This is a genomic window from Bacillus mexicanus, assembly GCF_050445615.1.
GTDB classification, from domain to species: Bacteria; Bacillota; Bacilli; order Bacillales; family Bacillaceae; genus Bacillus; species Bacillus mexicanus.
This window is the reverse complement of the sequence record NZ_JBCEYV010000001.1, coordinates 170,674-192,130: the sequence shown is the minus strand read 5'-3', so window position 1 is coordinate 192,130 and position 21,457 is coordinate 170,674. Positions and strand designations below refer to the sequence as shown.

Genomic DNA, 21,457 nt, shown 5'->3' with positions numbered 1-21,457 from the left:
CCTAGTTCTTATCATAACACGTTTATTAAATGAATGGAAAGACGAGCCTCCCGCTGTTATGATACACTGGTATATACAGTGAAAAGTGTAAAAAAAGGAGATTATTACGTGTCCCATTCTGTGATAAAAGTATCGTTGTCTGCTATCGACAAAATGAAAACGGCGTACAGCGGTTCGCTTACTGCCTCTGTTCCGCAGGGAGCCATTTTTCAGGCGAAACCGCCGGGCTGTACCATTACAGCATATCAATCAGGCAAGGTCTTATTTCAAGGCAAAAACGCAGCGGCAGAATCCGCGCGCTGGGGAACAGCAGAGCCTCAAGAAAAGAAGAAAACGGCCAAAAAGCCGGCTGATCCCCGCTATGCCCCTCCGGCAGATATCGCCGGAATGTCTGTTATCGGCTCTGATGAGGTTGGAACCGGGGATTACTTTGGCCCGATGACGGTTGTATGCGCATACGTTGACAAAACCATGCTGCCTTTAATGAAGGAACTCGGTGTGAAGGATTCTAAGGATCTAAAGGACCCGCAAATTATTGAAATCGCCCGGAACCTGATTAAAACCATTCCGTACAGCCTGCTTGTGCTAAAGAATGAGAAGTACAACAGCATGCAGGAAAAAGGCATGAGCCAAGGAAAAATGAAAGCCTTGCTGCACAATCAAGCCATCACCCATTTGTTAAAAAAAATGGATGGGATAAAACCTGAAGCCATTTTGATTGACCAATTTGCTGAGCCCGGCGTCTACTTCAATCATTTAAGGGGCAGAGACATTGTGAAGGAGCGGACTTATTTCAGCACAAAGGCTGAGGGCATTCACCTGTCAGTTGCTTCTGCTTCCATCATTGCAAGGTATTCGTTTTTAATGGAAATGGATAAACTGTCGCGCGAGGCAGGCATGACACTTCCAAAGGGTGCCGGCCCGCACGTGGATGAAGCGGCTGCCAAGCTGATCCTTAAAGAAGGAGCATCCGCGCTCAGAAGCTTTACAAAACTTCATTTTGCCAATACACAGAAAGCGCTGCGCCTTGCTGATAAAAAACGTTCATAGAAAAAAGCTTGCAGATTTCTCTGCAAGCTTTTTTATTAACCTCTCAAAACAGCTTGATATGTGTCTTCTAGCGCTTTTAGCACTTTGCTGTGTGCCTTTGTCACTTCTTCTTCAGTCAGTGTTTGTTCAGGGTTTACATATTGAAGTGAGAAAGCGACTGACTTTTTGCCTTCCTCCATATGCTCACCTTCGTAAACGTCAAAGACAGATACTTCTTTCAGAAGCTTGCCGCCAGCCTCTTTAATGACACTCTCGAGCTGGCCGCTTGTGACGGATTTATCAGTTACAAGCGCGATATCACGTGTCACAGACGGATATTTTGGAATCGCCGTGTAAACGAGCGGTGCTGTGTCCGCTGTGAGCAATGCATGAAGGTCAAGCTCAAACACGTATGTCTCTTTTATATCGAGTTCTTTTTCCACTGATGGATGAACTTGGCCGATAAAGCCGATAAGAGAACCATCCAATAGAATGTTCGCTGTTCTGCCCGGATGCAGCTGTTTGCGTTCAGACTGTACAAATTCAATGCTGTCGAGAACATTTAATTTATCTAAAAGCCCTTCCACAATCCCTTTAGCGATAAAGAAATCAACCGGTTTTTTCTCTCCTTGCCACAGCTGCTTGCGCCATAATCCCGTAATAGCTCCTGCCACACGTTCTGTTTCAACAGGTTTTGCGCCCTCTTCCTTCGTCAAGAATACGGAGCCGACTTCGTACAGTGCGACTGAGTCTGTCTGTCTCGCCAAGTTGTAAGAAATGGACTCAAGCAGATTTGGAACTAGGCTGTGTCTGAGAATACTTCTTTCTTCACTCATCGGAAGCGCAAGCACGGTATTAAGTGATTTTTCAATCGCAAACGCAGCCGCTTTCTTCTCGTTTGTCAATGAGTAAGTAATGGCTTGTGATAAGCCTGCACCTTCAAGGAAACGTCTGACTTTACGGCGTTTTGCCTGATATGGCGTTAAGCCGCCTGTTGTTCCCGCTGTCTCAGGAAGCGTAGATGGAATATTGTCGTAGCCGTACAGTCTTGCCGCTTCTTCTATTAAATCCTCTTCGATTGTAATGTCGCCGCGGCGTGACGGAACCGTCACAACGAGAAGGTCATTCGCTTCACCGACCGTAAAACCGAGACGCTTATAAATGCTGATGAGTTCTTCTTTGCTGATTGTCATGCCGAGAACGCTGCTCACTTTGTCAGCAGAAACGTGAATGTTATTTGCTTCGATTGTCAGATGATCTTCTTCAACTGTTCCAGTGAGCACTTCACCGCCGGCATACAGATGAATCAGCTGTGCCGCTCGTTCTGCTGCAAGACGTACACGTGCCGGATCAATGCCTTTTTCAAATCTAACACTTGATTCACTTCTCAAGCCAAGGTCTTTGGAAGCCTTGCGAACCGTCTGTCCGTTGAAGTACGCAGCCTCAAGCAAAATCGTTTTCGTATCTTCCTGAACCTCTGATTCTGCTCCTCCCATGACACCAGCAACAGCTTGCGCTTTCGTTCCGTTCGTAATGACAAGGTGATCGGCAGACAGCTTACGTTCTTGATCATCAAGGGTTGCGATCATTTCATTTTCAGACGCTTTTCTTACGACAACTTCTTTGGAGCCGAATCTGTCATAATCAAACGCGTGAAGCGGCTGGCCGTATTCCAGCAGAACAAAGTTTGTAATATCCACGACGTTGTTGTGCGGTCGAATGCCTGCGTTCATCAACTTCGTCTGCATCCAAAGCGGTGACGGAGCGATCTTGACATTTTTAATGATTTTTGCCGCATACAGCGGGTTTGCTTCCTGATCTTCAATTTTGACAGTGATGTAGTCAGACGCTTGTTCTGAAGCAGCCGGATAATCCGTTTTTGGAAGCTTTACCTCTGTGTCTAAAATTGCCGCAACCTCGTAAGCAACGCCAAGCATATTCATGGCATCGGCGCGGTTTGGCGTTAATCCAAGCTCAAGGATCGCATCGTCAAGCTGTAAAGCCGCTAATGCATCGCTTCCTGTTTCAGCATCATTCGGGAATACGAAAATGCCCTCCGCATACTCTTTCGCCACTAGCTTGCTTTCAATGCCAAGCTCCTGTAAAGAACAGATCATGCCGTTTGATTCTTCACCGCGAAGCTTAGCTTTTTTGATTTTGAAATTGCCCGGTAGCACCGCTCCGACTGTTGCAACTGCGACTTTTTGTCCTTTATCAACATTCGGCGCGCCGCAAATGATTTGTACAGGTGCTTCCGCTCCGATATCCACTAGGCACTTATTCAGCTTATCAGCATTCGGGTGCTGCTCGCGCTCCACTACGTGGCCGATGACAACGCCTTTGATGCCTTCTCCTTTGTATTCAATTCCTTCAACCTCAATGCCCGCTCTTGTAATTTTCTCAGCGAGAACAGCCGGTTCCATGCCTTTTATGTCAACATAATCCTCTAACCATTTATAAGAAACAAACATCCTAGCATCCTCCTCTTACGCCTGTTTAAACTGCGAAATAAATCTGACATCGTTTGTATAGAAGTGGCGGATATCATCAATGCCATATTTCAGCATTGCGATACGCTCAACACCCATTCCGAATGCGAAACCTTGATATTCCTTCGGATCAAAGCCAGCCATTTCAAGTACGTTCGGGTGAACCATGCCGGCGCCGAGGATTTCAATCCAGCCTGTTCCTTTACATACTGAGCAGCCGTTTCCTCCGCATTTAAAGCATGTTACATCCACTTCTACTGAAGGTTCAGTAAACGGGAAGAAGCTTGGACGAAGTCTGATTTCGCGGTCTTGTCCGAACATTTTTTTCGCAACAAGTTCAAGCGTTCCTTTCAAATCACTCATGCTGATGTTTTTGTCAACGACAAGTCCTTCAATTTGCATAAATTGGTGAGAGTGCGTCGCATCATCGTTATCGCGGCGGTATACTTTACCCGGGCAAATGATTTTAACCGGTCCTTTGCCTTCGTGCTTTTCCATCGTCCGTGTTTGCACAGGGGAGGTTTGCGTTCTCATCAAAGTTTCCTCTGTGATGTAAAAGCTGTCCTGCATATCGCGTGCAGGGTGTTCTTTCGGCAGGTTGAGGGATTCAAAGTTGTAGTAATCCGTTTCTACCTCAGGCCCTTCCTCGACTGTGTAGCCCATACCGATAAATAAATCTTCAATTTCTTCAATGACAACAGTGAGCGGATGGCGGCTGCCGACTGCGACAGGGTTCCCCGGCAGCGTGACGTCGATTGTCTGTCCCGCAAGCTTTTGCTTCATTTCCTCTTCCTCAAGCTTTTCGTTTTTGACAGCAATCGCATTGGCGATACGCTCTCTTACTTCGTTCGCGAGCGCGCCCATTTTCGGACGCTCCTCAGCAGAAAGCTTGCCCATGCCGCGCAGCACTTCTGTAATCGGCCCTTTTTTGCCGAGATATCGCACCCGAATATCATTGACAACCTTCAATGAGCTTGCCGCTTCTACTTGTTCTAAAGCTTCTTGTTCCAGCTGTTTTAGCTTTTCTTCCATTTTGCATCCTCCTTTTATGTAAACAAACCGTCATATGTCTTTGGAAAACAAAAAAACCCGCCCCTTGTACAAGGGACGAGTTGTGGCCGCGGTACCACCCTTATTTCAGACAGACTGATGCTGTCGTCAGCTTCATTGACATAACGGAATCAGATTCCGGTTCACCTTTACGCGCAATGCAGCGCGGTCCCGGTGACAACTCAAGAGGTGAAGACAACTTCCGGCTGCGTTAAAAATGCTCTCAGTCAGCGGCATTTTCTCCCTGGAAAGCAGTTGATCAGAAATTGAGGTCCTCTGTCACGGTTTTTCAAATATTATGTTCTATTATAGTGAAATCGAGCGCTTGACGCAACACTATCCTCGCAAGTGGTACATGAGGACGGCAGCTGCAATCGCAACGTTCAGTGATTCAGCCTGTCCGTAAAGCGGCACGTACAGGTTCAAATCTGTTTTTTCCAACAAGGCAGCATTCATCCCTGCCCCTTCATTACCTACAATAAGCGCAAAGGATTCAGCCTGAGGCAAATCTCGGTAAGGCGCTCCGTTTTGCAACGCAGTGCCATACACTTTTACGCCCCCTGCCTTCAATTCGTCTACATATGTATGCAAGTTTCTTCTTACTACAGGAATATGAAAGTGAGAACCTTGCGCAGATCGCAGCGTTTTTCCGTTAAAAGCGTCGGTTGTGCCGTCACCGAGCACAACTGCATCTAAACCTGCTGCATCCGCCGTCCGTATCATTGTACCGAGGTTTCCCGGATCTTGAACAGCGTCAATCAGCAGCACCCGCCGAGGTGACGTCAGTTTTTCCTCAGGCATACGGCACACAGCGGCAATCTGCTGCGGCGTTTCGGTTTCAGTAACAGCTGAAAACGCATCTTCACTCAGCACATAGCACTGGATGCTCACATCAAGATCTGCCGGGATTTTCATTTCATCCTTTACAAGGATTTCTTTTACTATGCCCGGGCTCTTGAGCGCCTCTTCAACAAGGTGTTCTCCCTCTATCAGAAATGTATTCGTTTTAGCTCGTTCTTTTTTCGTGTGAAGCTTTTTCCAATCTTTCACTTTTTGGTTTTTTGCCGATTCTATTTGTTTCACTGTCTGTGTGGCTCTCCTTTTTTTAACATGCTGTTATTATATCGCAAGAACAGCACATAATAAACCAGGTGCAGGGTTAGAATATACGTATTACATTTTAGGAAAAGGAGCTTTTTACATGGATCTTAATTTACGTCATGCCGTCATTGCCAATGTTACCGGCAATAATCAGGATCAGCTTGAACATACCATTGCGGACGCGATTCAAAGCGGTGAAGAAAAAATGCTTCCGGGACTCGGGGTTTTATTCGAAGTCATTTGGCAACACGCGTCCGATAGTGAGAAAAACGAAATGCTAAAAACGCTTGAAGGCGGATTAAAACCTGTCCAATAAGACATGAAACCGGGTGACAGCGCCCGGTTTTTTCCTTATATAATAAAAGCATGACGAGGGGGATCGCCATGTTTTTACAGCCGATATTAGCGAAAAAAATCATTGCTGAAGTCAAAAAAATGTATGAACGTGAAGTTATTATTGTAAATACAAACGGTCTTATTATGGCAAGCACAAATGATGAGAGGGTCGGACAATTTCATGAAGGAGCGCTCATCTGCGCAAAAGAGAAACGCAACGTCATTATTTCAAAAGAAGATGAAAAGAGACTAAAGGGAGTAAAGGCAGGCCTGAACCTGCCTGTATTTTTTGACCGTGATGTAATCGCCGTCTTCGGGCTGACAGGTGAGCCTGCTGAGATCCAGCCTTACGGGGAGCTGCTTCGAAAAATGACAGAGCTGTTCATTAAAGAATCATGGCACTTAGAGCAGTCTCAATGGCGTGAGAGAATGCTGGAGTCCTTTATGATCGATTGGCTGCAATTAAAAGAATGGTCTCTCGGGTTTCTTGAGAAAGCCCAGCTGCTTGGCGTTGACCTTTCCTCCACACGCCAAATGATTCTGATTCAAGGTGATGGGTGGTCATCTTATGATATTGAGCAAATGACACATATATGGAAATCCGCATACCCTTCGGATTTATTGATCAGGTGGGGAAATGAACGAATTCTCATTAATCACGAAGTGCCAAAACATGAACAAAGGGATCGGCTTTTACGAGAGGTCCTTCGCATTTGTTCATTTGCTCATCCCGCAAACAGACGATTTGCTGCAGCTGGCGCCGGGAGGGCTGTCGCAAGCTCCAGCCTGGCAGACTCCTACGAGCAAGCGGAAAAAGCGCTGGCTGTCAGCCTAAAGCGAAAAACACCCATATTTGAGGAGGATTTGAAGCTTGATATGTGCCTGGAGGAGATCAGCCCGGCAACCCGAAATGAATTTCCCAAAAGAGTATTTCGTGAGGCGCTTCAGCAGCATGAGCTTATGAATACGATACGTACGTTCTTTCATCTTGATTTGTCTTTGAAACAAACAGCAGAAGATATGCATATTCACATCAATACCTTGCGTTATCGCTTATCAAAGGCTGAAGAGCTGACAGGATTGCGTTTTAACCGTACAGAGGATATGGCCGCGATGTATGTTGCACTCTATTTTTTAGATCAAGATACAAAATAGAGAGATTTTCAGCTTCATTTTTTATATGTTTCTCCATAGAAGGCTTTGCTTTTTTTCTTTTACAATAGATTGAAAGCGATTTTTAACAAGGGGATGGGGGAAATGATCACAAAAGATATAAAAGAACAGCTGATCCAAATCGTCGGTCCGGAAAATTTTGATGACTCGAATGCCGGCCGTCTCGTCTATTCATATGATGCAACGCCGCAGTTTCAGTCAATGCCTGATGCCGTCATTGCGCCGAGGAATACTGATGATATATCGCGAATATTAGCGATTTGCTACGAACATCAAGTTCCGATCGTTCCAAGAGGATCAGGGACAAACCTGTGCGGCGGCACATGTCCGACCGAGGGAGGACTTGTGCTGCTCTTTAAGCATATGAACCGGATTCTAGAGATTGATGAAGAAAATTTGACCGCCACCGTCCAGCCGGGCGTCATTACGCTGGACCTGATTCGTGCAGTTGAGAGAAAAGGTTTATTTTATCCGCCTGATCCGAGTTCTATGAAAATATCAACAATGGGCGGAAATATCAATGAAAATTCCGGCGGACTCCGCGGATTAAAATACGGCGTCACCCGCGACTATGTCATCGGACTGGAGGTTGCGCTCGCAAATGGAGACATCATCCGCACCGGCGGAAAGCTTGCAAAAGATGTGGCCGGATACGACCTCACACGCCTTTTTGTCGGCTCAGAAGGAACTCTCGGCATCGTGACAGAGGCCATCGTCAAACTTGTTCCAAAGCCGGAAACAAAGAAGACATTGCTTGCCCTTTATGAAAATATCGATGCCGCTGCTCAAACGGTATCAGACATCATTGCCGCTAAAATCATACCCGCCACGCTTGAATTTCTTGATCAGCCTACACTTTTGGTCATTGAGGATTATGCCAAAATCGGCCTTCCGACAAATGCAAAGGCGGTTCTGTTAATTGAACAGGACGGACCGCTTGAAACCGTGGCCCAAGATATAGAAAGGATTGAGGCGATTTGCAAAAAAGGCGCCGCCGTCTCCGTTCAGACCGCACAAACGGAGGAGGAAGCGTTTGCCCTGACTGAAGCCCGGCGTTCTGCACTTTCTGCTCTTGCCCGCCTTAAGCCAACGACCATTTTAGAGGATGCAACCGTTCCTCGCTCAGAAATCGCCAATATGGTAAAAGCCATTAATGAAATTGCTTCTAAATACGATATTTCCATCTGCACCTTCGGCCACGCGGGAGACGGAAACCTTCACCCGACATGCACGACAGACATTAGAAATAAAGATGAGATGAAGCGTGTCGAACAGGCTTTTGCAGAGATTTTTGAGAAAACGATTGAACTTGGCGGCACGATAACCGGAGAGCACGGGGTCGGAGCTATGAAAGCGCCCTACTTGGAAATGAAGCTGAAAAAAGAAGGCATTGCAGCAATGAAGGCGTTGAAAGCGGCATTTGATCCTCAGAACATATTAAATCCGGGCAAAGTGTTTGCGAAAGATGACCGAAAACGTGTGGTGACGGAAAGATGACAACAAATAAAGAAATGAAACAGATCCAAGAGGCTTTTAAAGAGCGCATGGATGAAGGCGAGCTGTTAAATTGTATGCGCTGCGGCTTCTGCCTTCCTTCCTGTCCGACTTATATCGAATCGGGTTTTCAGGAATCTCACTCTCCGCGCGGGCGTATCGCCTTAATGAAAGCTGTAGCCGACGGTCAGATTGAACCGGATGAAGATGTTGAACGTTCGCTGTCACTTTGCCTCGGCTGTCGCGCCTGTGAACCTGTATGCCCGTCAGGGGTGAAATACGGACAGCTGCTTGAGGAAGCGAGAGATATAATCCACCAAAATAAAAAACACTCGCTCGGTGCACGTGTCATGCGAAAAACGGCTTTTCACGAGCTGTTTCCGCACCAAAACCGCATGCGCTCTGCTGTAAGCCTTATCGGTTTGTATCAGCGCTCAGGATTGCAAACCGCTGTACGTAAAACCGGTATGCTTCGCGTTCTGCCAGAGCATTTGCGAACGATGGAAGCTGTTCTTCCCGAGGTTCCTAAAAATAAAGATATGAAGCATCGGCCGCGTTTGCTTCCTTCCATTGGCCGCAGAAAAAAACGGGTCGCCTTTTTTTCAGGCTGCTTAATGGATACCATGTTTTTACCGACCAACAATGCGACATTGAAGCTTTTGCAGCTGGCAGGCTGTGACATTGTCATCCCGCCTGAACAGACTTGCTGCGGTGCCCTGCATGGGCATAGCGGTGAAAAAAACGCGGGCAAAGAGCTCGCAAAACAAAATATCGCTGCTTTTGAGGCATTAGACGTGGATGCCGTCATTACAAACGCAGGGGGATGCGGAGCCTTTCTTATTGAATATGACCATTTGCTGAAGGATGACCCCGAGTGGTCGGAACGGGCCGCCGCTTTCGTTCAAAAGCTGAAGGATTTTTCTTCTGTTTTGGTTGAACTCGATTTCCATCAAATAGGATTAACGCTCGATACGCCTCAGGTCGTTACCTATCAAGATTCATGCCATCTAAGAAATGTGATGGATGCGTCGATTGAGCCTCGACAGCTTCTTCAAAGCATCGATGGGGTTGAGTTCATAGAAATGGAGAAAGCAGACAGCTGCTGCGGATCAGCGGGAATTTATAACATTGTGGAAGCTGACATGTCTATGAAAATATTGGATCGTAAAATGGCTGCCGTCAAAGCAACTGAAGCGATCGTCATTGTGACAGCTAATCCCGGCTGCCTGCTGCAGATAAAGCTCGGCATTGAACGAGAAGGTCTGGGCCATAAAGTAAAAGCCGTTCACCTGGCTGATTTACTTCTCGAAGCGGCTGGACACATAACATCATAAGAATGCCCAAAACAGACTTTGTTTTGGGCTTGTTCGTTATTCTATCGGACTGCAAATTTCAATATAATGTCCATCTGGATCAGCGATATAGGCGACTGTCTGTCCCCACGGTTTCACTTTCGGTTCCCCAATAATCGTAACACCTTGTTCTCTCACGCTTTTGATGACCGCCTCTACATTTCCAGTGACAAAACCGATTTCAAATGTGTGCGAAGCTGATGTATCTTGAATATCTAGCGGTGTGATGTCTCTGGCGCTTTCTCGCGTATTAAGCGCCAAAATTGTAGAGCCTGTTTCAAATTCGACATATGTGCCGTGTTCAGCACGGATCGGCAGTCCTAAAATATCCCGATAAAAATGAATGGCCCGCTTGCTGTCTGATACGTAAAGAATCAAATATTTCATTGATAGATTCATTTCAAATCCTCCTTAAACATTATCAATAGCGCTTTACCCCGGGATAGATGCTCCCATTCTTAAGCTTGGATCTTTCCACATTTGCGCCCATTTTTTCACAGCCGCCACGATAATGATGAAGCCTAAAAGCAGCATGATGATGGATAGTACGCCATTCAATACACTGTATCCTGCCGCTTCGGGATTGAGATACTCATTACGCACCATCCAATAGCCTGCATAATTGACAGTGACATATAAATAGGCAAGCGGGATAAGGCAGGTCAGAATGTAACGGCGTTTATCAGCAATTTTTAGCACGATCGTCGCTCCGATAATAAGTCCTACTGAAGCCATCAGCTGATTGGACACGCCAAACAGCGCCCATATGGAACCGATATCCCCCGAACACAGCAAATATCCCCACATCAAGCAGGCAAGCGCGCTGGCAAATACCGATCCCGGAATCCAGTCTGTTTTCTTCAGCGGTTTATACACCTCTCCGAAAAAATCCTGAATTAAATAACGGGCAACACGTGTGCCGGCGTCAATCGCTGTTAAAATAAAGACAGCTTCAAACATAATGACAAATTGAAAAAAGTATGAGGCCAAATGGCTGAAAAGCGGAATTCCAGTAAAAATGTACGTCATTCCCACTGCAAGCGTGACAGCTCCCCCTGTTCTTCCTTCTAAGTCCAGACCGATTTCCCTGCTCAATTCAGGCAAATGAACGACATTCATGCCGAGCGTATGGAAAACCTCAGGTGTGCTGTTAATCGCAAAATAATCTGCCGGTTGCAAGGCGGTCGCTGCAATCAGCGCCATGATACCGACAAGACATTCTACAAGCATCGCACCAAATGCAACCGGCTTCATATCACTCCATTTATTCAGCATTTTCGGTGTCGTGCCTGAACCGACAAAAGCATGAAACCCTGAGATCGCACCGCAGGCGATGGTGATCGAAATAAAAGGCCAGACAGGTCCTGCCAGCACCGGCCCGCCCCCTTTTACGAATTCTGTAAATGCAGGAAACGGAATGGACGGATTGACGACAAACACCCCTGCAATCAAAGCGATAAAAACACCGATTTTCATGAAGCTGCTTACATAATCACGAGGTGCGAGAAGCAGCCAAACGGGCAGCGCCGCTGCAAAAAACGCATAAACAGGAAGCGCGATCGCAAGCGTTTTCGTATCCAGAGTTAAAAAAGCTCCTAACTCGGTCGTTTGCACCCACGGACCGATAAAGACGCCTGCCATTAAAAAAAGAAAGCCGATCGATGACGTGAGCTTTAAATTTCCAGTTTTCTTATAAAATAAGCCTATACCCATCGCAATCGGAATCGTAATCCCTACTGCAAATGTGCCCCATGGATTGCGTTCAAGCGCGTGCAGCACAACCATCGACAGCCCCGCCATTGTAATCGTGATAATAAACAGCATGGAAAGTCCCGTACAAAAGCCGGCAACAGGGCCGAGCTCATCCTTCGCCACTTCCGACAGCGACTTGCCGTTTTTTCGCATCGATGCAAACAGCACAACAATATCATGGACGGCTCCCCCTATCACCGCCCCGATTAACAGCCATAATAACCCCGGCAAATAGCCGAACTGTGCCGCCAGAATGGGTCCGACCAGCGGCCCGGCCGCTGCAATGGCTGCAAAATGGTGGCCGAACGAAACCCATTTATTTGTAGGCACATAGTCTTTTCCATCCTCAAGCGTGTGAGCAGGCGTCGGCTTGTCATCATTTACTTTGAGAACCTTCACCATCATAAATGTTCCGTATAAACGATAGGCGATAGCCAAAATACACATTGACGCTATCACAATTGTAACCGCATTCATTTTATCCCAACCCCTTTGCTGTTTGTCATAAATATATCACAATTTCTAAGTGAAAAGCGGTCATTTTCCTATACAAAAAAGCCGGCTGTAACAGGCCGGCCTGAGGTAATAAAAAACATGCCGAAGAAAGGAGTCTCTGGCTTTGTTTCTATTATGACTGTTTTTTCAGACGGATCACATTCCAGGAAAGCGGTGTGAAATACGCGGTTAAGCCGTTTTCGCTGACAGACGATGTGCCGTTGGAATGCGGGAGGACATTTTTTCTGTTATGCTGGTTTGTCGCTTTGATATCCTTATGCTCGAGTACGATGTGCTCTGCGATTTGATAGGATTCAAAATCTCTGAGCGAAATCTCTGTCTCCATCTGCTCCTCAGCTTTGTTCACCGCAAAAATCGTGAGGGTTTCTTCCTCTTCGGAATACACAACAGCGGCATCGACATATGGCACATCCGTAAAATCAGTGCAGTCGTACTTCGGCGAAGAAATAAGCGGTTTCAGTGACTCACCTCTTCCGTAAATAGAAGCATGCATGTACGGATAGAAAATCGGCTGTCTCCAAGCTTCTCCTCCTTTTTCCGTCATGATCGGTGCGATGACATTTACAAGCTGTGCAAGACAAGCGATTTTCACTCGATCTGCGTGCTGCAGCATCGTAATGAGGAGAGAACCGACCAGTAAGGCATCTTCAAAATTATAAATATCCTCTAAAATCGGACGCGCAGTTATCCACGGCTCAACTTTTTTATCCGCTTCATTTGAGTGATACCAGACGTTCCATTCATCGAGAGAGAGATTGATGGTTTTCTTGCTGCGTGTTTTTGCTTTCACATAGTCACATGTGGCAGCGACCGATTTAATAAAATGATCTAGATCCATGGAACGGGCCAAATAGTTTGGCAGATTGTTATCCCGGTTTCCGTAATATGTGTGAAGGGAGATATAGTCGACATGCTCGTACGTATGCTCCAGCACCTTTGCTTCCCAATCGATAAAGGTCGGCATTCCGCTGTTTGAGCTGCCGCAGGCAACAAGTTCAATTGATGGGTCAACCCACTTCATGACCTTTGCTGTCTCCGCTGCAAGCCGCCCGTATTCGTCAGCAGTTTTGTGGCCGATCTGCCATGGGCCATCCATTTCGTTTCCTAAGCACCATGTTTTGATGCCATACGGCTGTTCATAGCCATGCGATCTTCTTAAGTCACTCCAGTAAGAGCCCTTCGGGTGGTTGCAGTATTCAACGAGATTGCGGGCGGCGTCAATGCCTCTTGTGCCAAGGTTTACGGCCATGTTGACACTCGTGTTCACCTTTTTTGTCCAACTTAAAAACTCATTTGTCCCCACTTCATTCGTTTCTATCGTTTGCCATGCCAAGTCAAGCCGTCTCGGGCGGTTTTCGGCAGGTCCGACACCGTCCTCCCAATTGTATCCGGATAAAAAGTTCCCGCCTGGATAGCGGATAATCGGAACCTGCAACTCTTTGATCAGCGACTGGACATCCTTTCTAAACCCGTCTTCATCCGCTTGTGGGTGATCAGGCTCATATATGCCTTCATATACCGCACGCCCCATATGTTCGATAAACGAACCGTAAATCCGTTTGTCTACTTCACCGATTTTATATTCTTTATCTACAATCATTCGCGCTTTTTTCATTACACGTTTCCTCCCCTTTTTACCCTTTGACTCCACCTACTGTCAGTCCCGAGATAAAGTACTTTTGGAAAAACAAGAAAATGATAATGACCGGCAAAATCGCAAATACTGAGCCGGAGATAAGCATGTCATAGTTGTTGCCGTAAGGGCTCAACAAGCTGGACAGCCCAATTGGAAGTGTAAACATTTCTTTCGAACGAAGCACAATCAATGGCCACAAGAAGTTGTTCCAGCTGTTTAAGGACTGGAGGATAATCATCGCGCCGAAAGCCGGTTTCATCAGCGGCGCCATAATCCGGAAAAAAATGCCGAATTCCGTACAGCCGTCCATCCGTGCAGAGTCCAGTAAATCTTTTGGAAGACCGAGGGCATACTGCCTGAAAAAGAAAACGGCTACCGGTGAAACGATGAATGGCAGGATAACACCCGTATACGAATCGATTAAGTGCAATCCGACGGTCAGCTTAAACAACGGAAGCATCATTACTTCAAGCGGGACCATCATAATAATCAGCACAAAAACAAAGATGATATTTCTGCCTTTAAATTCGTAAACCGCAAGTCCGTACCCAATCATCGAAGACAAAAACAGAGTGAGCACGGTCGTGAAAATTCCAAGCACATGACTGTTAAAAAACCATTTGAAATAAATACTGCCTCCACTAAACAGAAATGTGTAGTTATCTAAACTCATCACTTCGGGATCAATATCAACATTCAGTCCTACACGCAAAAGCTCAGAGGACGGCTTTAATGATCCTAAAAGCAAACAGAAAATTGGGAAAATATATAATAGGCTCAGCATGATAAAAAACAAGGTAAGCGCGATTTTGTAAACGCTGTACTGAGGACAGTGCCGCAATATTTATCCCTCCCCCTTAAACGAGCCTGACAGCTTTAACGAAACCAGGCTGACAACAAGTATCACAATCAAAAGCATAATACCGATAGCCGCTCCGTATCCCATTTCGTTGTAGGCAAGTCCCTGCTGGTACAAATATCCAACAAGCGTCAAGCCGATATTACCCGGGGAATTATTTTGCCAAAGGACGTAGCTTTCCTCAAACATCCTGAATCCGCCGATGATGCTGATGGTTAGCACATAAACCGTTACAGGCTTGAGAAATGGCAGCGTAATGTTGCGGAATTTTTTCATCGTATTCGCGCCGTCGATATCGGCGGCTTCGTACAGCTCTTTCGGCACATTCTGCAAACCGGCCAAAAAGTAAAGGATGTTGATACCCATCCATCTCCACGAAGCAAGCAGCACCATTAAAAACATGCCGGTATGTTCATTGTTCATCCAGTTCTGAGGTGAAAAGCCGAGATTGAGTAAGATAGAATTGGCCAGCGACGTTTCCATTTCTCCGAAGATCAGCCGAAATATGATCCCCGCCACAATGGTAGAAGTCAGTGCCGGAATGAATAGGGCTGATTTGAATATATTTCTGAATTTGACCAGCCTTGAATTCAGGAATATGGCCAGAAGCAACGGGACTGGAATCAGCACAATCAGTGTCCAAAAGGTGTACTCCAATGTATTCCAAAGAGCGGTATAGAACGTCGGATTGTTTAGCGCATTGTAATTGGATAATCCGACAAACGTCACCTCTCCCGGCAATATTCTTTGAAAGCTCATTATGAAGACGTTAATGATGGGGTATAAAAAAAACACGAGAAAAGATAAAATGAATGGCGCTGTAAACAAATAGGGCGCCGCTTTTTTCGAATAAAATAGATCTCGCCAACCTGATTGTTTCGCAGCTGTGGGAACGGGATGAACCGTTCCCGTTTTCACAGGTTTCATGAGAACCTCCCCGCTTTCACTTTTCGAATGGGATTCTATTTCTGTTTCAATTCACCTTCTGCTCTGTCCAAGGCTTGCTTAGGCGTTTTTTGCTGAGATTTAAGTGCGTCGAACAATACGCTTCTGTTGACAAGGTCTGAAGCCTTGGCAAAATCCTCATGTAAATAAATTGGATTGATTTCATCCTTGATATCGAGAAGCATAGAAAAAATGCCTGTTCCGTTTTGGAAGTAATCCGTGTATTTGTTTTTCTCCTGCAATTCCTGAGAGCTCCAGACATCCCAGCGGAGCGGGTCAAACCCGAGTACGCTCCAAAGCTTTTTGTTTCCTTCTTTAGAGCCCTTCGCATAGGCCAAAAACTCTTTCGCTAACACAACATGCTTGGATTGCTTTGGCACAACAGTTGCCGTACCGCCCAAACCTGCCGAACGGTCGCCTCCCTCTTTCCATGCCGGAAGCGGCCTGATGGCAATCTTCCCTTTCAGATCAGGCATATAATCTATGAATCTTCCCATATACCAAATCGGCATCAGAACTGAAGCGGCTCCGCCTTGGTTCATAAAGCCGTAGTATTCTTCACTGTGATGCCCGCCGCCCGGCGCAGGAATCATCGTTTTGTCATTCATCATGTCCTTTAAAAATTGAATTGTTTTTACATTGGTGTCATTATTGAGGATCAGCTTGCCGTTTTTATCAAAATAACCTGAGTTTTGCTGTGAAATCATGGATAAGAACGTTGCGGAATCATTGGTTTCCACCGTTCCCATCGGCTTTCCGATCACTTTGCGCACTTTCTGCCCGGCTTTATGGTAATCATCCCATGTTTTGATATCATCAGGATTGACACCGGCTTTTTGCATCACATCCATGTTATAAAACATAACTGTCGTTCCTACATGCGTATCCAGCCCGTAAAGCTTGCCGTTTTTGCTGTACAAGGTAAGCCGCGCCTCAACGAATTTATCGCGGTCCTTTTCAATCAGCGGTGTCAAATCGGCAAGCGGTATGTCAGTGCCCTTCAAAAAATTTGAAAAACGCGCCAATTCGACATCGGCAATATCAGGAACACCTTCTCCCGCAATTAAGGAGATAGACAAATTATCGTGCATTTGTCCATATGGATAAACGACCGTATTCAGTTTAATTTTGCGATCAGGGTATTTTTTGTTCCATTCCTGCACCATTTCTGCATAAAACTGCTCATGAAGGCCGTTAAATGTCCAAAAGGTCAGCTCGGTTTCATCCGATTTCCCGGATGATCGTTCTGCCGAACACCCAGCAATGAATAATGTCAGCAGCAGCATAAGCACAAGAAAACAGGCAGTCATTTTTTTCATTTACGTTACCCCTTCCGTTCTAGGTGCGGGCTACTCGTATAGACCATGATTGATCAGTGTTTGATTTTCATTCATGATTTTTAATCCGGTGCAGCGGTCTCTTAAGGTGTGAGCGTTTCTGAAGGCATTCATGACGGAACTCTGTCCGACACCGATTTCATCAAAAGCCGCAGGACCCCCTGCTGATCTCAGCCAATCGGCCAGCACTTTTCCTTCCGGGAGCGTTTGATAAGCCGATTGAACGGCTTGCTGATGACGCGGAGATAATTCGTGCAGCCCATCATCCTGAGCGAGCTTTCTGTATGTGTCAGTTAATAAAGCAGCGGCACAGCCGACCTTTGCCCCATGAAGAATCTGCGGCCGTTTTTTCTCCATTAATTCCATCTCAATCCAATGGGAAATGTGATGCTCACCGCCAGATGCCGGACGGGAATGATTTAAAGCCAGCATAACAAGCCCTGATACGATTAAAGACTCCATCAAAACCCGTATGCCGGTTTCCGTTTTCTTCGCAATGTCTTCTATGTGTTCGATACAGGCGTCAAGCGCCTCCTGAACGATCTTAGCCCCTGTTGGCGAATAAGGCTCGCCGGCAAGATGGCGGGATATTTCCCAATCAGCTAAAGACGTGATTTTACCGAGCATGTCGCCAAACCCTGCCGCCACCATTGACTGGGGCGCCGCTTTTAATAAATTCACATCAGCGAAGAGAGCGACAGGGGCCTTTGTTTGAATGGTTGTTTTCTTACCATATAAAATAAGCGGCGCCCCTGCCGACGTAAATCCATCTACAGACGGAGCAGTCGGGTAAGAAATAAACGGCAAACCTCTCTGAAACGCTGTAAAGCGCACGATGTCATGAATCGTGCCCGAGCCGACTGCGATCATGACTTCCGTTGTTTTTTTCGTATGGAGCAGCACATGAATGAGCGATCGTTCATCAGCCGTCACATCTCCGGCTTCATTTTCCGGAATGAGCAGGCATTCGGCTTGAAATCCTTCTTGATTCAGGCGATTTTCCAGATCAATGCCTGCAATGCGGTGTGTATTCGAGTCACAGACGAGGACAATATGTTTATTGTTTTTTCGTTTTATATAATCCAAAAGCGAATCGGCTGCTTGTTTATCGATAACAATTTCTTCAACTTCGACAGGAAACGTCTTTTCCCCAGCATGATCAAAAGCACGCTGAACGTCAGCTGCAATACGGTTCATAGCAAATTCCCCTCCTCAGCCCATTTGGTTACATCCTTAATAGACCTCAGCACATAATCCGGCGTGTATAAATGCTTGTCACCCAGTTTTGCAGAACCAGTAAGCACTAAGGCGCTTTTCATGCCATAAAGCTTCCCCATCGCAATGTCAGATTCAATGCTGTCTCCGATAATCATGCATTCATGTGCGGACAGCCCTATTGCCGTACAGGCGGCCTCTGCCATCAGCCATGACGGCTTTCCGACAACAAGCTCCGTCTTCGCTTGAGCGGAAGCCTCGATCGCCCCAATCATGCCAGCCACGTCAATGGCATTGCCGTTTTCGTTCGGAAAAGAGCGGTCTTTGTTCGTCGCAATCATACGAGCACCGCCGGCAGCCGCTTGAAAGGCTTGATTTAAATCTTCATACGTGAGCGTCTCATGAAGGGAGATCACGAGCCAACCCGCTTCCTTCGGTTTGTTCGCCTGCTGCACACCCGCCAGTCTCAGCTCGTCAACTAAACCCTGCTCTCCAAGCACCCACACCTTTGAAAAACGATAATGATTTCTCAGAAATGCCGCTGTCACGCTTGACGACAGAACAATGTTGTTTTCTTCCGCTTCAATCCCTGCGCCGAGCAGTTTTTTTCTGCACATGGCTCGGGAGATATTCCCCCGATTGCTTAAAAAGACGATTTTCTTCCCCATTCCCCGAAGTGTATCGATCGCTTCTCTTGCCCCTTCAATCAACTCATTTCCTCTGAATACAGTACCGTCCAAGTCAATTAGAATGCCGGCCGGTAACACAGCGGAATTATGACTGGCCATAATACGCATTCGCTCCGTGCTTTCGATAAAAATGCTTCTCATGAAGGACTGTATTAATTGGGTTTACATCCTTGTTCAGCATAATGGAGTGGTAGGCCATTTCGGCAACCGTTTCTAATACAACTGCGTTATGAATAGCATGTAAGGCGTCCGTCCCCCAGCAGAACGGGCCGTGATTGTTCACAAGCACGCCCGGCACCTGTTCGTAGTTATGCTGCTGAAAGGTTTCCGCTATGACTTTTCCTGTATTCAGCTCGTAGTCATGAATGATTTCTTCATCGTACATTTCTCTTGTGCATGGAATCGCACTGTCAAAATAATCAGCATGGGTCGTGCCTAAAGGGGGGATGTCTCTGCCCGATTGCGCCCAGCTTGTCGCCCATTGAGAATGGGTGTGGACAATCCCTCCGATGTTCGGAAAGGCTTGGTACAAATAAACATGTGTAGGTGTATCTGATGAAGGCTTGAGCGCGCCCTCGACAACCTCTCCTTTAAGGTTTAATACAACCAAATCATCGGCTGTCAGATCACTGTATTCGACACCGCTTGGTTTGATAACAATTCTTTCTTTTTCACGGTCAATTCCGCTGACATTTCCCCACGTAAAGGTTACCAGCTGATACGCTTGGAGCTTCAGATTGGCAGCCAGCACTTCTTTTTTTAATGTTTCAAGCATGCTCCATCCCCCTATATGAATTCTTTTTGGCGGCAGATGAGAATTGAAGATTTTTGATTGTTTTCAGACGCTTCATCACATGGTTTTCTTTTCCGAAGTAGTGAACAAGCTCCTTATATTCAGCGTACAATTTTTCATAAACCGCTGCATTTTCGGCGTTCGGCGTATAAGAGATATCTTTCAGTTTGCCCATGTATGCCGCTGCCGCTTTGATGTCATCGTATCCGCCTTTTTCTTTGCCTGCTGCGACCGCGCCGAAAATGGCAGATCCCAAGGCTGGGGCTTGAGGTGAACCAGAGATTTTAATATCCATGTTTGTCACATCCGCATAAATCTGCATGACAAACGGGTTTTTCTCAGCAATTCCGCCGGCTGCGTACAGCTCCTCAATCGGAACACCGCTTTCTTTGAACGTTTCGATAATCATTCGGGTTCCGTAAGCTGTCGCTTCAACTAACGCTCTATAAATCTCTTCAGGCTTCGTCAGCAGCGTCATACCAAACAGCAGCCCTGTTAAATCAGCATCAACAAGCGTAGAACGGTTTCCATTCCACCAATCTAAAGCAAGCAAACCGCTTTCACCCGGCGCTTGAAGATGTGCCTTTGCACTCAGCAGCTCATGAACGCCAATGTTTTTTTCCTTTGCTTCCTCTTGATATGCTTGGGGGACACATGTTTTCACAAACCAGTCAAAATGATCACCCACACAGGACTGTCCGGCTTCATATCCCGCGTAGCCAGGAAGTATTCCATTGTCCACGACCCCGCACATACCGGGCACGATATGTTCCGCTTCTCCCAGAAGAACATGGCATGTTGAGGTTCCCATAATCATCAGCATTTTCCCCGGCTCTGTGATGCCGACCGCCGGCAGAGAAACATGAGCGTCAACATTGGCAACTGCCACAGCCGTACCCGGAAGCAGCCCTGTCAGCTTTGCCATTTTTTCAGTCAGTCCGCCGGCTTTTTCTCCTACTGAATGAATAGATCCTCCCAATTTATTATTTGTAATCGTTTTCATTAATGGGTTTAATTTTTCAAAGAAATCATCTGACGGATATCCTGCTTTTTCACTCCAAATTGCTTTATATCCTGCAGTACAGTTGCTTCGCTTGAGCGAACCGCACAGCTGGTATACGATCCAGTCTGCAGCCTCGATGATCCGGTCAGCTGCTTCATAAATGTGAGGCGCTTCTTCGGCAATCTGCATAACCTTCGGAATCATCCATTCTGATGAAATTTTCCCTCCATATCGCTGCAAAAAAGCTTCTCCTTCTTCTTCCGCGATTTGATTGAGCCTGTCAGCATGTTTTTGTGCCGCATGATGCTTCCAGAGCTTCACATAGCTGTGCGACTCCTCTTCATATTCCGGCAGCATGCATAACGGCTGCCCTGTGCTGTCAACAGGCAGAATTGTACATGACGTAAAATCAATTCCGACCCCGATAATATCTTTCGGTTCAATCCTCGTCTGTTCGAGTAACGACGGAATCGTTGTTTCCAAGACTTCCAGATAATCAGCCGGATGCTGCAGTGCCCAGTCACGCGGCAGCTTTTGACCCGTTTTGGGCAGGACAGTATCAATGACAGCATGCCGGTATTCTTTTACAGCAACCGCCAGTTCCTCACCTGTCTTGACGTGGACAAGCACCGCTCTTCCTGATAACGTTCCAAAATCAATCCCTATTGTGTAAGCCAATTGACATCCC

At 46.4% G+C, this 21,457-nt stretch carries 18 protein-coding genes and 1 pseudogene; 6 read left to right on the top strand and 13 right to left on the bottom strand.

All coding sequences use genetic code 11. The annotated features are described in order from the left end of the window. Nucleotides 1-108 precede the first annotated feature (108 nt). Nucleotides 109-1,050, top strand: coding sequence for a ribonuclease HIII (gene rnhC / locus AAGG74_RS01065; RefSeq protein WP_429674291.1), 942 nt, complete (start codon nt 109-111; stop codon nt 1,048-1,050). Nucleotides 1,051-1,085: 35 nt separating this feature from the next. Here rnhC and pheT read toward each other — a convergent pair whose 3' ends face one another. Together pheT and pheS are read right to left on the bottom strand one after the other, a co-directional pair. Further along, on the bottom strand, nt 1,086-3,500 hold the full coding sequence (pheT, locus tag AAGG74_RS01060) for a phenylalanine--tRNA ligase subunit beta (protein WP_429674290.1): 2,415 nt from the start codon (nt 3,498-3,500) through the stop codon (nt 1,086-1,088). Nucleotides 3,501-3,515: 15 nt separating this feature from the next. Continuing rightward, nucleotides 3,516-4,550 (bottom strand): phenylalanine--tRNA ligase subunit alpha, encoded by a 1,035-nt coding sequence (gene pheS, locus AAGG74_RS01055; protein ID WP_429674289.1) that lies wholly within the window; start codon nt 4,548-4,550, stop codon nt 3,516-3,518. 80 nt (nt 4,551-4,630) lie between these two features. On the opposite strand from pheS, the pseudogene AAGG74_RS01050 reads away from it, so the two are divergent. Then, nucleotides 4,631-4,838: pseudogene (locus AAGG74_RS01050) on the top strand (hypothetical protein). Between the two features lie 66 nt (nt 4,839-4,904). On the opposite strand, the gene AAGG74_RS01045 reads toward AAGG74_RS01050, so the two are convergent. Beyond that, the gene (locus tag AAGG74_RS01045) at nt 4,905-5,651 is read right to left on the bottom strand and encodes a TrmH family RNA methyltransferase (protein WP_225493666.1); all 747 of its coding nucleotides are present in this window, start codon (nt 5,649-5,651) and stop codon (nt 4,905-4,907) included. Between the two features lie 118 nt (nt 5,652-5,769). Here AAGG74_RS01045 and sspI point away from each other — a divergent pair, with 118 nt between their 5' ends. The 4 genes from sspI to AAGG74_RS01025 all read left to right on the top strand — a co-directional run bounded on the left by sspI (nt 5,770) and on the right by AAGG74_RS01025 (nt 10,006). After that, the gene (gene sspI, locus AAGG74_RS01040) at nt 5,770-5,985 is read left to right on the top strand and encodes a small acid-soluble spore protein SspI (RefSeq protein WP_162101043.1); all 216 of its coding nucleotides are present in this window, start codon (nt 5,770-5,772) and stop codon (nt 5,983-5,985) included. A gap of 68 nt (nt 5,986-6,053) precedes the next feature. Further along, nucleotides 6,054-7,160: a CdaR family transcriptional regulator gene (locus AAGG74_RS01035; RefSeq protein ID WP_429674288.1), complete on the top strand. Its 1,107-nt coding sequence runs from the start codon at nt 6,054-6,056 to the stop codon at nt 7,158-7,160. 102 nt (nt 7,161-7,262) lie between these two features. Further along, nucleotides 7,263-8,675, top strand: a complete 1,413-nt coding sequence (glcD, locus tag AAGG74_RS01030) for a glycolate oxidase subunit GlcD (protein WP_429674287.1) — start codon at nt 7,263-7,265, stop codon at nt 8,673-8,675. Next, nucleotides 8,672-10,006: a (Fe-S)-binding protein gene (locus AAGG74_RS01025; RefSeq protein WP_429674286.1), complete on the top strand. Its 1,335-nt coding sequence runs from the start codon at nt 8,672-8,674 to the stop codon at nt 10,004-10,006. The genes glcD and AAGG74_RS01025 overlap by 4 nt, the downstream gene beginning before the upstream one ends. Nucleotides 10,007-10,042: 36 nt before the next feature. On the opposite strand, the gene AAGG74_RS01020 is transcribed toward AAGG74_RS01025, so the two are convergent. The 10 genes from AAGG74_RS01020 to araB all read right to left on the bottom strand — a co-directional run bounded on the left by AAGG74_RS01020 (nt 10,043) and on the right by araB (nt 21,447). Next, nucleotides 10,043-10,423: a VOC family protein gene (locus AAGG74_RS01020; RefSeq protein ID WP_429674285.1), complete on the bottom strand. Its 381-nt coding sequence runs from the start codon at nt 10,421-10,423 to the stop codon at nt 10,043-10,045. Nucleotides 10,424-10,456: 33 nt separating this feature from the next. After that, nucleotides 10,457-12,253 (bottom strand): carbon starvation protein CstA, encoded by a 1,797-nt coding sequence (gene cstA / locus AAGG74_RS01015; RefSeq protein ID WP_429674283.1) that lies wholly within the window; start codon nt 12,251-12,253, stop codon nt 10,457-10,459. A gap of 151 nt (nt 12,254-12,404) precedes the next feature. Continuing rightward, nucleotides 12,405-13,907, bottom strand: coding sequence for an alpha-L-arabinofuranosidase AbfA (abfA, locus tag AAGG74_RS01010; protein ID WP_429674282.1), 1,503 nt, complete (start codon nt 13,905-13,907; stop codon nt 12,405-12,407). A gap of 19 nt (nt 13,908-13,926) precedes the next feature. Further along, the gene (gene araQ, locus AAGG74_RS01005) at nt 13,927-14,772 is read right to left on the bottom strand and encodes an arabinooligosaccharides ABC transporter permease AraQ (RefSeq protein ID WP_429675218.1); all 846 of its coding nucleotides are present in this window, start codon (nt 14,770-14,772) and stop codon (nt 13,927-13,929) included. After that, nucleotides 14,773-15,714 carry an arabinooligosaccharides ABC transporter permease AraP gene (gene araP / locus AAGG74_RS01000; RefSeq protein ID WP_162101050.1) on the bottom strand — a complete coding sequence of 314 codons (942 nt, stop codon included), beginning with the start codon at nt 15,712-15,714 and terminating at the stop codon, nt 14,773-14,775. Nucleotides 15,715-15,749: 35 nt separating this feature from the next. Next, nucleotides 15,750-17,051, bottom strand: a complete 1,302-nt coding sequence (gene araN, locus AAGG74_RS00995) for an arabinooligosaccharides ABC transporter substrate-binding protein AraN (RefSeq protein WP_429674281.1) — start codon at nt 17,049-17,051, stop codon at nt 15,750-15,752. 30 nt (nt 17,052-17,081) lie between these two features. Continuing rightward, on the bottom strand, nt 17,082-18,266 hold the full coding sequence (gene egsA, locus AAGG74_RS00990; RefSeq protein ID WP_429674279.1) for a sn-glycerol-1-phosphate dehydrogenase: 1,185 nt from the start codon (nt 18,264-18,266) through the stop codon (nt 17,082-17,084). Next, entirely contained in the window at nt 18,263-19,081 is an 819-nt protein-coding gene (gene araL / locus AAGG74_RS00985) for a sugar-phosphatase AraL (protein ID WP_429674278.1), read from the bottom strand. The genes egsA and araL overlap by 4 nt, the downstream gene beginning before the upstream one ends. Then, nucleotides 19,059-19,748, bottom strand: coding sequence for an L-ribulose-5-phosphate 4-epimerase (gene araD, locus AAGG74_RS00980; RefSeq protein ID WP_162101053.1), 690 nt, complete (start codon nt 19,746-19,748; stop codon nt 19,059-19,061). The genes araL and araD overlap by 23 nt, the downstream gene beginning before the upstream one ends. Then, the gene (gene araB / locus AAGG74_RS00975) at nt 19,741-21,447 is read right to left on the bottom strand and encodes a ribulokinase (RefSeq protein WP_429674277.1); all 1,707 of its coding nucleotides are present in this window, start codon (nt 21,445-21,447) and stop codon (nt 19,741-19,743) included. The genes araD and araB overlap by 8 nt, the downstream gene beginning before the upstream one ends. Between the last annotated feature and the right edge of the window lie 10 nt (nt 21,448-21,457).

Bases quoted from the DNA above. Each gene is read 5' to 3' on its own strand.
- pheT (WP_429674290.1), bottom strand. From the start codon at position 3,500: ATGTTTGTTTCTTATAAATGGTTAGAGGATTATGTTGACATAAAAGGC.
- pheS (WP_429674289.1), bottom strand. From the start codon at position 4,550: ATGGAAGAAAAGCTAAAACAGCTGGAACAAGAAGCTTTAGAACAAGTA.
- sspI (WP_162101043.1), top strand. From the start codon at position 5,770: ATGGATCTTAATTTACGTCATGCCGTCATTGCCAATGTTACCGGCAAT.
- AAGG74_RS01035 (WP_429674288.1), top strand. From the start codon at position 6,054: ATGTTTTTACAGCCGATATTAGCGAAAAAAATCATTGCTGAAGTCAAA.
- glcD (WP_429674287.1), top strand. From the start codon at position 7,263: ATGATCACAAAAGATATAAAAGAACAGCTGATCCAAATCGTCGGTCCG.
- AAGG74_RS01025 (WP_429674286.1), top strand. From the start codon at position 8,672: ATGACAACAAATAAAGAAATGAAACAGATCCAAGAGGCTTTTAAAGAG.
- AAGG74_RS01020 (WP_429674285.1), bottom strand. From the start codon at position 10,423: ATGAATCTATCAATGAAATATTTGATTCTTTACGTATCAGACAGCAAG.
- cstA (WP_429674283.1), bottom strand. From the start codon at position 12,253: ATGAATGCGGTTACAATTGTGATAGCGTCAATGTGTATTTTGGCTATC.
- abfA (WP_429674282.1), bottom strand. From the start codon at position 13,907: ATGAAAAAAGCGCGAATGATTGTAGATAAAGAATATAAAATCGGTGAA.
- araP (WP_162101050.1), bottom strand. From the start codon at position 15,714: ATGAAACCTGTGAAAACGGGAACGGTTCATCCCGTTCCCACAGCTGCG.
- araN (WP_429674281.1), bottom strand. From the start codon at position 17,051: ATGAAAAAAATGACTGCCTGTTTTCTTGTGCTTATGCTGCTGCTGACA.
- egsA (WP_429674279.1), bottom strand. From the start codon at position 18,266: ATGAACCGTATTGCAGCTGACGTTCAGCGTGCTTTTGATCATGCTGGG.
- araL (WP_429674278.1), bottom strand. From the start codon at position 19,081: ATGCGTATTATGGCCAGTCATAATTCCGCTGTGTTACCGGCCGGCATT.
- araD (WP_162101053.1), bottom strand. From the start codon at position 19,748: ATGCTTGAAACATTAAAAAAAGAAGTGCTGGCTGCCAATCTGAAGCTC.